General features: G+C 51.8%; 12 protein-coding genes and 1 tRNA gene. 4 read left to right on the top strand and 9 right to left on the bottom strand.

The genetic code is table 11. The features are described from left to right. Nucleotides 1–73: 73 nt before the first annotated feature. On the top strand, nt 74–1,063 hold the full coding sequence (locus XI25_RS18615; RefSeq protein WP_046679697.1) for a helix-turn-helix transcriptional regulator: 990 nt from the start codon (nt 74–76) through the stop codon (nt 1,061–1,063). 175 nt (nt 1,064–1,238) lie between these two features. Here XI25_RS18615 and eno read toward each other — a convergent pair whose 3' ends face one another. From eno to XI25_RS18580, 7 genes are all read right to left on the bottom strand, one after another. Further along, nucleotides 1,239–2,525: a phosphopyruvate hydratase gene (gene eno, locus XI25_RS18610; protein WP_046679696.1), complete on the bottom strand. Its 1,287-nt coding sequence runs from the start codon at nt 2,523–2,525 to the stop codon at nt 1,239–1,241. 245 nt (nt 2,526–2,770) lie between these two features. Then, nucleotides 2,771–4,315 carry a 2,3-bisphosphoglycerate-independent phosphoglycerate mutase gene (gene gpmI / locus XI25_RS18605; protein ID WP_046679695.1) on the bottom strand — a complete coding sequence of 515 codons (1,545 nt, stop codon included), beginning with the start codon at nt 4,313–4,315 and terminating at the stop codon, nt 2,771–2,773. Between the two features lies 1 nt (nt 4,316). Further along, the gene (tpiA, locus tag XI25_RS18600) at nt 4,317–5,069 is read right to left on the bottom strand and encodes a triose-phosphate isomerase (RefSeq protein ID WP_046679694.1); all 753 of its coding nucleotides are present in this window, start codon (nt 5,067–5,069) and stop codon (nt 4,317–4,319) included. Between the two features lie 76 nt (nt 5,070–5,145). Then, nucleotides 5,146–6,327: a phosphoglycerate kinase gene (locus XI25_RS18595; protein WP_046679693.1), complete on the bottom strand. Its 1,182-nt coding sequence runs from the start codon at nt 6,325–6,327 to the stop codon at nt 5,146–5,148. A gap of 218 nt (nt 6,328–6,545) precedes the next feature. After that, nucleotides 6,546–7,550, bottom strand: a complete 1,005-nt coding sequence (gene gap / locus XI25_RS18590; RefSeq protein WP_046679692.1) for a type I glyceraldehyde-3-phosphate dehydrogenase — start codon at nt 7,548–7,550, stop codon at nt 6,546–6,548. 97 nt (nt 7,551–7,647) lie between these two features. Further along, nucleotides 7,648–8,703: a sugar-binding transcriptional regulator gene (locus tag XI25_RS18585; protein ID WP_046679691.1), complete on the bottom strand. Its 1,056-nt coding sequence runs from the start codon at nt 8,701–8,703 to the stop codon at nt 7,648–7,650. Nucleotides 8,704–9,067: 364 nt separating this feature from the next. Then, on the bottom strand, nt 9,068–9,943 hold the full coding sequence (locus XI25_RS18580; protein ID WP_046679690.1) for a DegV family protein: 876 nt from the start codon (nt 9,941–9,943) through the stop codon (nt 9,068–9,070). Nucleotides 9,944–10,250: 307 nt separating this feature from the next. Between XI25_RS18580 and XI25_RS18575 the strand changes: the two genes are divergently transcribed. The 3 genes from XI25_RS18575 (at nt 10,251) to XI25_RS18565 (ending at nt 11,582) form a co-directional block, all read left to right on the top strand. Beyond that, nucleotides 10,251–10,324, top strand: a tRNA-Arg gene (locus XI25_RS18575). Between the two features lie 168 nt (nt 10,325–10,492). Next, nucleotides 10,493–11,089, top strand: coding sequence for an ATP-dependent Clp endopeptidase proteolytic subunit ClpP (gene clpP / locus XI25_RS18570; RefSeq protein WP_046679689.1), 597 nt, complete (start codon nt 10,493–10,495; stop codon nt 11,087–11,089). Nucleotides 11,090–11,258: 169 nt separating this feature from the next. Next, complete coding sequence (locus XI25_RS18565; protein WP_046679688.1) at nt 11,259–11,582, top strand: hypothetical protein; 324 nt, start codon at nt 11,259–11,261, stop codon at nt 11,580–11,582. Nucleotides 11,583–11,797: 215 nt separating this feature from the next. Here the strand turns inward: XI25_RS18565 and XI25_RS34990 are convergent, their stop codons facing one another. Both XI25_RS34990 and XI25_RS34985 read right to left on the bottom strand, forming a co-directional pair. Next, nucleotides 11,798–12,307: a DUF3298 and DUF4163 domain-containing protein gene (locus XI25_RS34990; protein WP_235439982.1), complete on the bottom strand. Its 510-nt coding sequence runs from the start codon at nt 12,305–12,307 to the stop codon at nt 11,798–11,800. Continuing rightward, nucleotides 12,268–12,870, bottom strand: coding sequence for a copper amine oxidase N-terminal domain-containing protein (locus XI25_RS34985; protein WP_235439979.1), 603 nt, complete (start codon nt 12,868–12,870; stop codon nt 12,268–12,270). Before XI25_RS34985 ends, XI25_RS34990 begins: the two co-directional genes overlap by 40 nt. Nucleotides 12,871–13,069 lie beyond the last annotated feature (199 nt).

The raw sequence follows: 13,069 nt of genomic DNA, 5'->3' as shown, positions 1-13,069 counted from the left end.
CATTGATTTGCGGGGGAGGTTTCGTTATAGTTGAATCTATAGTCAACTTTTCATCGAGCGGAGGGAGATTGGGTTGAAGCTGCAATTAGACACTTGGGATTTGGATGGGGTGTTCAAGGGTTTTGAGAAGGCCACGGAGGCCGCATCGCAGCCAAACGGCCAAGATCAGACCTTTTCCTTCCCGGGAGAGAGCGGAACGGGACGTTTACGACGGATTCAGTTGAGACCAGGCCTGGAAATGAATTGGTTCGATACGAAGCTGCATGAGCCGCTAACGATGGATGTTGGAATTCATTATCCGCATTTGGAGATCTCTTATACGATATCGGGCAAAGGTTGCTGGGAGGCGTCTGCCAAGACCCAGGGCTTCGAGTTATCTCCAGGCGTATCGACATTCATGTATATCCGGGACGCGGAGATGCATGCCGAGCTTTTCCAGAAGGAACCCATGCTTCACATGGAGCTTCGTTTCGATATGCGCCATTTTGACATGATTTTTCCCGAGGTAGAGCGCTTGACAGCAGATGCAACCTACTGCCGCCAGATTTCAGGCAGTCCATATATACCGCAAATTGTGGAGCAAATGAAAAACTGCCCCTACAGCGGCACGCTGCAAAAACTATACCTGGAGGGGAAAGCCCTCGAGCTGCTGACCTTCCATCTGGATGGAACGGACAAAGAAACGATGAAACGGCAAACGGCATCCAAGCTGACCCTTAACGACATCCAATGCCTGCATGAAGCGAAAAGCATTTTGTCCAGGACCTGGAAGCATCCGCCCACCCTGCTCCAGCTCGCACGTTTAGCCGGATTGAATGACTACAAGTTGAAGCTTGGATTCAAGGAATTGTTTGGCACGACCGTATTCGGGTATGTACGGGAACTTCGGATGAATGAAGCCCGCACCCTGTTGGAACAGGGAATAGCCAATGTGAGCGAAACCGCGATCACGGTCGGATACCATAATGTCAGCCACTTTGCATCGCTCTTCCGAAAAACTTTCGGCTATAATCCGAGTGAAGCGGCAAAAGTCCGTTTAAGGAAGCAGCACGGGGAAACATAAAAGCCACTCGCTATCCTGTATGCGTCGGATCGATTTCGGATATTTTCAAACATCCGAAAGACCAGCATGCGTACTCCGCCGCCTCAGCCAATTGCACGACCTCGCCTTCCCCTTGTAACAAGGCAAAAAGACCAGCTCCCCTAAACCGGAGCTGGTCTTTCCTTTATCTCAAAGCTTATTTTTTCAGGTTGTAGAACGACTTCAAGCCGTTGTATTGAGCAAGCTCGCCCAAGTCGTCTTCGATGCGGAGCAACTGGTTGTACTTCGCAACGCGATCGGTACGGGAAGGAGCACCCGTTTTGATTTGACCCGCATTGGTAGCAACCGCGATGTCAGCGATCGTGCTGTCTTCGGATTCGCCGGAACGGTGGGAGACAACGGCAGTGTAACCTGCGCGTTTTGCCATTTCGATCGCGTCGAAAGTTTCGGTGAGCGTACCGATTTGGTTAACTTTGATAAGGATCGAGTTACCGATGCCTTCGTTGATGCCTCTTTCCAGACGCTCGGTGTTGGTAACGAACAGGTCGTCGCCAACGAGTTGGATTTTGTCGCCGAGTTTCTCGGTGAGCAATTTCCAACCTTCCCAATCGTCTTCGGAACATCCGTCTTCGATCGTGATGATCGGGTATTTGTCAACCCAGGAAGCGAGGAGGTCAACGAATTCGGCAGGCGTGTAGGACTTGCCTTCGCCTTCCAGAACATACTTGCCGTCTTTGAAGAATTCGGTGGAAGCTACGTCCATGCCCAAGAATACGTCTTTGCCTGGCGTGTAGCCGGCTTTTTCGATCGCTTCGATGATGGAGGACAAAGCGTCTTCGTTGGAAGTGAAGTTCGGTGCAAAACCGCCTTCGTCGCCAACCGCTGTGTTCAGGCCTTTGCCTTTGAGCACGGATTTCAGGTTGTGGAAGATTTCAGCGCCCATGCGAAGCGCTTCTTTGAAGCTTGGCGCGCCTACAGGCAGTACCATGAACTCTTGCACGTCTACGTTGTTGTCGGCATGCGCGCCGCCGTTCACGATGTTCATCATAGGTACAGGAAGCTGTTTCGCGTTGAATCCGCCAAGGTAAACGTACAGAGGCAGGCCCAGAGCGTCAGCAGCCGCGCGGGCTACGGCCATGGAAACGGCCAGGATTGCGTTTGCGCCCAATTTGCCTTTGTTCGGCGTTCCGTCCAATTTGATCATCATCTTGTCGATGCTCACTTGATCCAGAGCGTCCATGCCGATCACTTCCGGAGCGATAATTTCGTTTACGTTCTCAACGGCTTTCAGAACGCCTTTGCCCAGGTAACGGGATTTGTCGTCGTCGCGAAGCTCAACCGCTTCGTGAACGCCCGTGGAAGCGCCGGAAGGAACGATGGCGCGGCCCATCGCGCCGGATTCCAGAAATACTTCTACTTCAACAGTCGGGTTGCCGCGGGAGTCCAGGACTTCGCGTGCGTATACGTCGGTAATCATAGTCATATGAGTAGTCTCCTTTTTCAAAAAGATATTTTATGTTAAAAAGGTTGTTCAAAAAGTCGACTTTTGATCACGATGTGAATCAAGAAGTGAAATCGACGTCGAATCTTGAATTCTGCCGGGCCTTCCGATGCTCACGTAGGTTTTGCCTACGCTCCGCTTCTCACTCCCTAGCTTCATCCAACCTTCTCGGTGCTGAAAATCCGCCTTTTTGAACCTGTATTAGAAGCAGCAATGCCGGATTTCATTTATTTACGGGATGCGATCATCGATGTGCCGGTCATCTCCGCCGGTTTCTCCAGCTGCATCAGGTCCAGAATCGTCGGAGCGATGTCCGCCAGGATGCCGCCTTCGCGAAGAGTCACGTTCTCGTCGGTCACAATAAACGGTACCGGGTTCGTCGTATGGGCCGTAAATGGACGTCCATTCTCGTCGAACACCATATCCGCGTTGCCGTGGTCTGCCGTAATCAGGCAAACGCCGCCTTTGGCCAAAACGGCTTCCACGACTTTGCCGACGCATTCATCGGTAGTCTCCACCGCTTTGATGGTAGGCTCCAGCATGCCGGAGTGGCCGACCATGTCCGGGTTCGCGAAGTTCAGGATGATCGCGTCGTGTTTGTCCGATTCGATCTCCTTCACGCACGCTTCCGCCACTTCATATGCGCTCATCTCAGGCTTGAGGTCATAAGTCGCTACCTTCGGCGAATTGATCAGCACGCGGGTTTCGCCCGGAAGCTCCACGTCGCGGCCGCCGCTGAAGAAGAAGGTAACGTGCGGATATTTTTCCGTCTCCGCAATGCGCAGCTGCTTCTTGTTGTTCTGTACAAGCACTTCGCCCAGCGTGTTGTCGAGGTTTTTCGGCTTGTAGGCCACAAAGCCCTCAACCGTTTCGCTGAACAAGGTCAAGCAGACAAAGTGCAGTCCCTGCGGGAATTTCGGTCCGCGTTCAAACCCGCGGAAGTCCTTGTTCGTGAACACCTGGGACAGCTGAATGGCACGGTCCGGACGGAAGTTCAGGAAGACCACGGAGTCTCCGCTTTCCACGGTAGTTACCGGGTTGCCCTGTTCGTCCACGATGACCGTCGGTTCGACGAATTCATCAAATACCGATTTTTCATACGATTCATTGATCGCTTGAAGCGGATCGTTGTATTTCGGTCCTTCGCCGTAAACCATGGCGCGGTACGTCTTTTCCACGCGATCCCAACGCTTGTCGCGGTCCATGGCGTAATAGCGTCCGGATACGGTTGCGATCCGGCCTACGCCGACTTCCTCGATCTTGGCCATCAAATCTTTGATGAACTTCTTGCCGCTGTCCGGCGCTACGTCGCGTCCATCCATAAAAGCATGGATATACACTTCGTGCATGCCTTCCTTCTTGGCGAGATCAAGCATCGCGAACAAATGCGCAATGTGGCTGTGTACGCCGCCGTCCGATACAAGGCCGTACAGATGAAGTTTCTTGTTGTTGTTCTTTGCTGCGCGAACCGCTTCCACAAGCGTCTCGTTCTCGAAAAATTCGCCTTCGCGAATCGATTTCGTGATACGGGTCAAATCCTGGTACACGATCCGGCCGGCACCGATGTTAAGGTGGCCTACTTCCGAGTTGCCCATTTGGCCTTCCGGAAGACCCACCGCTTCACCGCATGCCGTCAAGGTAGTATTCGGATACTGCTTCAGATAGCGGTCATAGTTCGGTTTGTTGGCCTGTGCGACCGCGTTTCCTTCCGTGGTATTGCGCAGTCCGAAGCCGTCCATGATGATCAATGCTACGGGTCTTGGTGCTGACATCTTACTTCGCCCCCTCAACGAGCGAGATATAGGAAGCTGGCTGCAGGCTGGCCCCGCCAACGAGCGCGCCGTCAATGTCGCTTTGTCCCATATACTCGGCTACATTCTCAGGCTTCACGCTGCCGCCGTATTGAATGCGCACCTGAGCGGCCACGGTTTCGCCGTACATTCCTTTCACAAGGTCGCGAATGTAGGAAATCACTTCGTTTGCGTCTTGAGCGGTAGAAGATTTGCCGGTGCCAATCGCCCAGATCGGCTCGTATGCTATAACCACATGAACCGCCTGGTCTGCAGGAATGCCCGCGAACGCAGCTTCGGTCTGCACCTTGCACACGTCTTTGGTGTTTCCGGCTTCGCGCTCTTCAAGTTTCTCGCCGACGCACACGATCGGAAGAAGGCTATGGCGGAATGCGGCATGGACCTTCTTATTGACGATCTCATCGGTTTCGCCGAAATATTGGCGGCGCTCCGAATGGCCGATAATGACGTAATCCACGCCTAGATCCTTCAGCATGAGGCCGCTGATCTCGCCTGTAAACGCGCCGTTATCCTCAAAATGAAAATTTTGGGCTCCGATCTTGATGTTCGTGCCTTTAGCGGCTTCAACAAGCGCAGGAAGGTTCGTAAACGGCGCACAAATCACGCTTTCCACACCCTCGACTTCCGCTTTGCCTTTTACCTCTTCAAAGAATGCTTCGGCTTCCGGAACGGTTTTAAACATTTTCCAGTTGCCGGCTATGATAGGTGTTCTCACTCGGTTCACTCCTTTATTCCCCCGACAAGCGGGTCACGCTTTCTTGGCGTTAGGCTGTACTCTATATTCAAAGATACTACTTATCGTTCAGTGCCACAACACCAGGAAGCTCTTTGCCTTCCATAAACTCAAGAGATGCCCCGCCACCCGTGGAGATGTGGTCCATTTTGTCAGCCAGGTTGAATTTCTCCGTTGCCGCAGCGGAGTCGCCGCCGCCGATAATCGTGTAAGCTTCCGTGTCCGCACATGCTTGTGCCACTTCACGAGTACCATTGGAGAACGGATCGATTTCGAACACGCCCATAGGACCGTTCCATACAACCAGCTTCGAGTTTTTGATGATGTCCGCGTACATCGCGCGGGTCTTCGGTCCGATGTCCACGCCTTCCCAATCGGAAGGGATACCGTCGATGTCCACAATCTTCGTGTTGGCGTTGGCATTGAAATCGTCAGCCGCGACAATGTCCACAGGAAGATAGAAGTTCTTGCCCAGTTCCTTGGCTTTCTCGATGAAGCCCAGCGCGGTGTCCAATTTGGAGTCGTCGCACAGGGATTGACCGATTTCGTGGCCTTGGGCTTTAAAGAACGTGTAAGCAAGTCCACCGCCGATGATGACATTGTCAGCCAGCGTAAGCAGGTTGTTGATCACGTCGATTTTGTCTTTAACCTTCGAGCCGCCGATGATGGCGGTGAACGGACGCTCCGGATTCGAAAGAGCCTTGCCCAGTACGGACAGTTCTTTTTCCATCAGAAGTCCGGATACGGCCGGAAGATGATGAGCGATTCCTTCGGTCGAAGCATGGGCGCGGTGAGCCGCACCGAATGCGTCGTTCACGAACAGATCGGCAAGTTCCGCAAACTGCTTCGCAAGCTCGGAATCGTTCTTTTCTTCGCCTGGATAGAAACGAACGTTTTCAAGCACGAGAACATCGCCGTTTTGCATGCCCTCGATTTGCGCTTTTACGGCATCCCCAATCGCTTCGTCGGCTTTCGCTACCGGCTTGCCAAGAAGCTCCGACAAACGCTCGCTGGCCGGCGTCAAGCGCATGGATTCAACCACTTGGCCTTTCGGACGTCCCAAATGGCTTGCCAAAATGACCTTGGCGCCTCGCTCTACCAGGTACTTGATGGTCGGCAGAGTTTCGCGAATCCGGGTATCATCGGTAATCTTCCCATCCTCGAGGGGTACATTGAAATCGACGCGGACAAACACCCGTTTGCCGCTTACTTCCACATCACGTACACTTTTCTTGTTCATCTCCACGTTCCTCCTAAGAAACTATTCTCCTCGCCGACAGCACAGCTGCTCTCTCTGTTTAGAGACCGGTTTTATCTATTCTTCCCAGTACTCTGGCATGAAAACCTGCGAAAAATATAAGCCCGGCACAGATTCATATCATGGCTTCTTATATTTTCCCAAAACCAAAGAGGAGCGCCACAGGGAACCCCTCTTCGATTGATGGTTTGAATCAGATATTACAGGCCTTTGTTTGCGATGTACGCAACAAGGTCAACAACGCGGTTGGAATAGCCCCACTCGTTGTCATACCAGGAAACGACTTTCACCATGTTGTCGCCTACGACCATAGTGGACAGGGAATCGATGGTGGAAGAAGCCGGATCCGTGTTGTAGTCGCTGGATACGAGCGGCTCTTCGGAGTAGTTCATGATGCCTTTCAGCGGGCCGTTGGCAGCTGCTTTCAAAGCTTCGTTAACTTCTTCTTTCGTTACCTTCTTCGAAGTTTCGATAACCAAGTCGGTTACGGAAACGTTCTTGGTAGGTACGCGCATAGCCATACCGTTCAGTTTGCCTTTCAGCTGCGGCAGAACCAAGCTAACCGCTTTAGCTGCGCCGGTTGTGGAAGGAATGATGTTCTCGGCTGCTGCACGGGCACGACGAAGGTCTTTGTGCGGCAGGTCAAGTACTTGCTGGTCGTTGGTGTAGGAGTGAACGGTAGTCATCATGCCTTTTACGATACCGAAGTTTTCGTCCAATACTTTTGCGAATGGAGCCAGGCAGTTCGTTGTGCAAGAAGCGTTGGAGATGATCGTGTGGTTAGCCGGATCGTATTTCTCTTCGTTAACGCCCATAACGATGGTGATGTCTTCGTTGGTGGCAGGTGCGGAGATGATAACTTTCTTCGCGCCGCCTTTCAGGTGAGCTTCGGCTTTATCTTTCGCCGTGAAGATACCCGTGGATTCAACAACGATCTCAACGCCGTATTCGCCCCAAGGCAATGCTTCAGGGTTGCGCTCTGCAAAAACTTTGATTTCGCGGCCGTTGACTACGATTGCGCCTTCTTTAGCTTCTACGGTAGCGTCGAGTTTGCCGTGAGTTGTATCATATTTCAAAAGGTGCGCGAGCGTCTTAACGTCAGTCAAATCGTTGATTGCCACGATTTCAACTTCGCTGTTGTTCAGCGCTGCGCGGAACACGTTACGTCCAATACGTCCAAAACCGTTAATACCTACTTTAACCATGAGTATTTCCCTCCATATAGTGAAAGTTTTATTTATTCAAGACAGGCGGTTAAACCCGTCAAGACAACGAATGTAGTGAAGCTTAAAATCATTTCAGTTATCGGTCCTGTTGCGCCGAAGCCGCGTCAAACCTCTTTTCCAGTTCCAGGGCTGCGGCCTCGTCGATGACGAGGATATCCTCGTGGCCGAATTTCAGAACGGCATGAATGGCTTCCGCTTTGCTGCGTCCGCCCGCGATTCCGATAATCGTCTCCGTCCGCATGATGTCCTCCAGGCGAAGCCCGAGGGTCAGCATCCGATGAACGACCGTGCCTTCCTCGCTGAAATAATAGCCGAAGGATTCGGCGATTGCGCCTTCCTTCTGCAGGTCCCGAATCGATTTCTCGTCCAGCTTCCTGCGATGCGCCATTTCCATGGCGTCTCCAATCCCGTGGATGATGACACACGATTGACGGATCACGTCCACAATCTCCTGGATATGATGGTCCTGAACCAAGGATTGGTAAGCATCGTCACTCAGCAGATCCGGCACATGGAGCAGCCTGTATTCGGCGCCAACCTTCTTTGCCATCTTCGAGGCAATCGTGTTGGCCTGAATCTCAACGCTCTCGCCCAAGCCGCCCCTTGCAGGGACAAACCAGGCTCCCGTCAAAGGCCCTGCCGTCGGAGGCGCCATCTGCTCGGCCACCTCGGCGAGCGTGGATCCGCCTGTCACCGCTACGATGTCTCCGCTTCGGACAACGCAGAGCAGCGCTCTTGCCCCGGCCCGTCCGAGCTCGCGTTTCACGTCATCGGAAGACTCACTGTCACCCGGGACAATAACCACCTTACGCAGTTCGTAGGCTTCACGGATCTTCTCTTCGAGATCTGCCAGACCGAACAGGTCCTTCATCACCGGTTCAAGCTGTTCCAGCAGATGCTCGCCAGCCTCGCTAATCCTCATCCCAAGCGTTTCAATCTCGATCAACCCCTGCGCCTTCAGGAAATCCGTCTCCGCCCTCAGCACACGCTCAGTCATGGACAAGGATGAGGCGAGCGTTCGGCGCCCCACCATTCCGGCTAACTTGATCTGGTGAAGAATCGTGTACCTTCGTTTGAGAGTATCCATGAGATCGGGCAGAAGCTGCTCTTGTATTTCTATTAGGTTACGCATGCTTTCCACTCCTGCAACTTCGTCTTGGACCTCACTATCGATGGTCGAAAAATGTCCCAGCCAAACTTTTTGAGTCCCACCCTTATTCTAACCAATATTTATGAAGGTTGCAAGTGTTCCGAATGTATATTTCTCAGCCTCGGGCATTCTTATGCGCTTTATTCTTTCTGCCTATGCTGACAGGGGGAAACGACTATCATTAGCAGCGACTATTCATTCTTCCATACGCCACAGGAATCGGCCTGCATGTTCTGCTCGATCACCGTAAATGACAATGAGAACTCGATTCGACAGTAGTCTTCAGCATGAAATAGATATGCAGAGCCCCGCATCCTTCCGGAGCGGGGCTTCTGTTATCGCCTGATTAATCGGCTTCCGTATAGGTGCGGCTGCGGAAGAACAGAGCGAGGGTGCCCGGACCGGAATGGGCGCCGATCGCGCAGCCGATCGAGCCGGTCATGATGTTATGCATCCCGAACCGTTCGTTTATGATTTGCTTCAGCATCTCCATCGCTTCCACGTCGTCGCCGTGGGCGATACCGATCAGCTGATCCTTGTCTTCCAGATTGGCGCGCTGCTCCATCAGGTCAGCCAGCCGCTGAATCGACTTTTTCCTTCCTCTGACCTTGTCCACAGGAATAAGCTTGCCATCCTCCACATGCAGTACCGGCTTAATGTTCAACACGCCCCCGATAACGGCGGAAGATTTGCTTACCCGGCCCCCGCGGTACAAGTATTCCAGATCATCCACGGTGAATACATGCTCCAGCCCCGCGGCCAAGGCGCGCACCTTGGAGACGAGACGTTCGCGGGACATCCCCTCGGCCGCCCAGCGAGCCGCTTGTTCGACGACGAGGCCGAAGCCCAAGGAGGCGCATTTGGAATCGATGATATCTATCGCTGCGTCAGGATAATCCTCCTTAACCATGTCGAGCATCATCCGCGAGGACGCGTATGTACCCGATAGCTTGGAAGAAAATGCAATGTAGAGCGCCTCTTCGCCGGATTCCGCGATGGCTGTGAATGTCTGCTGGAACCGCTCCATCGGAACTTGGGACGTTTTGTATACCAGCCCCTGGCGCATCCCATCGAACATTTGCTTCGGTTGAATAGTAACGCCGTCCTCGTATTGATTCTGATCCTGGGTTACGATTATCGGCAGCCTCGTGATGTTCAGCTCCTCCAGGACGGACCCGGGAAGGTCGATTGCGCTGTCAGCAAGGACACGAACCTGATTCATGACCATACCTCTCCTTAACCACTTTTTCTTTTATCATAACATGTCTTGGTCGAATGGGATGTAAAACAAACGTCAGGAGAATTCCCGCGTCATTTTTGGCGCTCATCCGTTTATATCCCAAAACGATCCGGTTGCGGGCATGCCATTATATTGTAAATACATTGCATCTTGGAACACGCAGCTTGCCAGTCCCGAGTTGCCGGCAATTCCGAAACGTAAACACGTGATTTAAATCGATCGAAGGAAGTTGTTCAAGCACTTGTTTTTTTCTCAATAATGAGGTATAATCATCTTCGTTGCTAATTTTGCGCCCGTGGTCCAATGGATATGACGTAGGCCTCCGGAGCCTGAGATCGAGGTTCGATTCCTCGCGGCGCGCCATTTATTTTCAAAACTTTAAATACTGTTTACCCACTAGTGCCTAAAACGGCTCTTTTTTTTTACTTCATAGTTTGACTTTCTTTGACTTTATGATTGGAATTGTTTATCATGTGGGTAATACGGTAACAGTATTTTAATGAGGAATGCATTTAAGAGGAGGTTGTCCATATGAGTTTCATCCCTATGGTCGTAGAACAGAGCAACCGCGGCGAGCGGGCGTACGACATCTATTCCAGATTGCTGAAAGACCGCATTATCTTCCTCGGTTCCGACGTCAATGACGTGGTCGCCAATTCCATCATTGCCCAAATGCTGTTCTTGACGGCAGAGGATCCCGAGAAGGACATTCATCTTTACATTAACAGCCCGGGCGGATCGATTACCGCCGGCATGGCCATTTTTGATACGATGCAGTTCATTAAGCCGGACGTTTCGACCATCTGTGTCGGCATGGCGGCTTCCATGGGCGCATTCCTGCTGAACGCGGGTGCCAAAGGCAAGCGTTACGCGCTGCCGAACAGCGAAATCATGATTCACCAGCCGCTCGGTGGTGCCCAAGGTCAAGCAACCGACATCGAAATCCGCGCACGCCGGATCCTGAAAATGCGCGACAAGCTGAACCGCATTCTGGCTGAGCGCACGGGCCAACCGCTGGAACGGATCGAGAAGGACACCGACCGCGACTATTTCATGACGGCAGCCGAAGCTATGGAATACGGCCTGGTCGATAAGGTGCTCGAGAACACGCCTCCGCAAGGCATTTAATTGATGTAATCAAAAGTACTTCTTAAGCATTTGCAAAAGGACTGGTAGCCCGTTAGTGGCTATTAGTCCTTTTTCCGTCTTCATGGTGTACGTTTTCATGAATCATTAGACAAAGAACATCAGGTTTGGATACAATTGGATTAATCTTATGGATGGGAGTGATTCCGTTTTGGGTAATCGGATATCCTTCGTCTTCCTTTTGTTTATCGGCTCCATCCCGTTTAGCCTCATCAATTACCTCCCCGCGTTCAAGGGAAACCTCCCGGAACCGCTGCATATCGTCACATCGGTCATTGCGGTGCTGTTGTTGCTGCTCGTCGGCCTTTTCATGGGCTATTATAATCAACGTTACTTTGTGCGTTGGTACACGGCCTACTGGTTCCTCGGAGCCCTGCTGCTGTCGCTTGGTTATGTGATGAAATCATTTATCCTGCTAATTCCAACCGTGCTTCTTTATGCCGCCCCATTTTATGGACTGCGTTTCTTTTTTTAATCTCCCTTCAGACGTCGGTCAGTTTGCCGCCCTCATCTCGATCGCGTGGTTATTAGGAATGGCAGGTTATGCCGCAGGCGCCTTTATACGCACAAAGACACCTTCCGCCGCGACTCCATAGACGTTATACGCCTTTGAACGGTGACGAAAGGTGTCTTTGTGATACTTCACTTATTATTAGGCCATGTTGGCCGCATTTCTAAAAAGCTACGGCATTATTTCCATGCCTTCAGTGGAAGTTCAAACTCCGGAAAACCGTAAGCGTAGGCGGTATACTCATACAGCTGGAAGTACAGAACCGCGGCATTGTCCTTCAGATAGAAATCGGCGTCGGCAGGCACCCCTTTAAATCCGCCAAGGTAGCCTCCTTCTTTCTTCATTTGGTTCAACACCAGATCGTTCAGCTTCTGTTTGTTCTTCCCTATCAGGTTGATCACATCGCTAAGCTTAAGCTCTTTGCCGTCCTTCAGCGAGAACGTGTGGCTCGTACGGTAGGTCATGCCGTGGGCTCCGCCGGAATAGGTATATTCGTAAGACGTCAAGCTAAGCAGACCCTTGGCATTGTAGTGGACGACAAAATCGCCTTTGTATTCGTACGGGACGCCGTTTTGGGGCGCAGGAACTTCCTTCAGACCCTTCAACGAAGATTCCAGAAACGTTTCGGCATGTTTTTTAAAGACCGCATTCATTTTTGCCTGCACATCTTTGTTGCCAAGCCCGCTAATGACCGGATAACGGATTTCGATGCTTGCCTTTTTATCCGATTTTTTTCAACGTCTCGGAGCCGATCGTAATATCGTTCTGTTTTTTTTGCGGACATGCTAAGCGTTTTTAGCGACGGGTTCCACTGTCCTTGAACCCCCATGTACTCGCTCAGTACTTTGAATGGGATGTACAGGCGTCCGTTGATCATCTGTCCGCCGGGCTCGCCCACGTAAAAACCATTGACCGATATTCCGATTTCGCCGGCATCGTACACCGCGGCCGTCACCTGGTTATAACCTTTGCCCAGCGTATAAACTTTGTTCTTCTTATCATATTTAAGCGGGACGCCAAGCGCGTCGCGCACAGCTGCAGCCGGAACATACACCGAGCCTTGGCTGAGCAATCCCTTTTGAGCGATTGCCTTTCCGTTCCATTTCAATGCCACTTCCGACTTGGCTGCCTTTTGGCTAACCACGGCGGCTTTTGCCGCGCTTGCCTCAGCCGTCGTTCCCTGCCATCCGATTCCGCCCAGCAGCACCCCGGCTGCGAGTACGGCGGAGCACCATTTCATGTTTGAGTTCATGATCGTCCACCTCTTCCATAAATTAAGTAAGATTATTCTTGTATATATTACCCTTTTTTATTATAGAAGCACGGTCAGCGAGAGAGGTAACAATCCTGGTGACAATTTTGATGCCAACGATTGGCAAATCGAAATAAATTGTAAACTTTCTTTACTCCAAGAAAAAAGCCTCACCCTGCATTCGCAGGGCAAGACTTTT

This window comes from Paenibacillus sp. DMB20 (assembly GCF_000987955.1).
Classification (GTDB): domain Bacteria; phylum Bacillota; class Bacilli; order Paenibacillales; family Paenibacillaceae; genus Paenibacillus_AQ.
Note: the sequence above shows the minus strand (reverse complement) of the source record. Positions and strands in the feature narration are given on the sequence as shown.

Bases quoted from the DNA above. Each gene is read 5' to 3' on its own strand.
- eno (WP_046679696.1), bottom strand. From the start codon at position 2,525: ATGACTATGATTACCGACGTATACGCACGCGAAGTCCTGGACTCCCGC.
- gpmI (WP_046679695.1), bottom strand. From the start codon at position 4,315: ATGTCAGCACCAAGACCCGTAGCATTGATCATCATGGACGGCTTCGGA.
- XI25_RS18595 (WP_046679693.1), bottom strand. From the start codon at position 6,327: ATGAACAAGAAAAGTGTACGTGATGTGGAAGTAAGCGGCAAACGGGTG.
- gap (WP_046679692.1), bottom strand. From the start codon at position 7,550: ATGGTTAAAGTAGGTATTAACGGTTTTGGACGTATTGGACGTAACGTG.
- XI25_RS18585 (WP_046679691.1), bottom strand. From the start codon at position 8,703: ATGCGTAACCTAATAGAAATACAAGAGCAGCTTCTGCCCGATCTCATG.
- XI25_RS18580 (WP_046679690.1), bottom strand. From the start codon at position 9,943: ATGAATCAGGTTCGTGTCCTTGCTGACAGCGCAATCGACCTTCCCGGG.
- clpP (WP_046679689.1), top strand. From the start codon at position 10,493: ATGAGTTTCATCCCTATGGTCGTAGAACAGAGCAACCGCGGCGAGCGG.
- XI25_RS34985 (WP_235439979.1), bottom strand. From the start codon at position 12,870: ATGAACTCAAACATGAAATGGTGCTCCGCCGTACTCGCAGCCGGGGTG.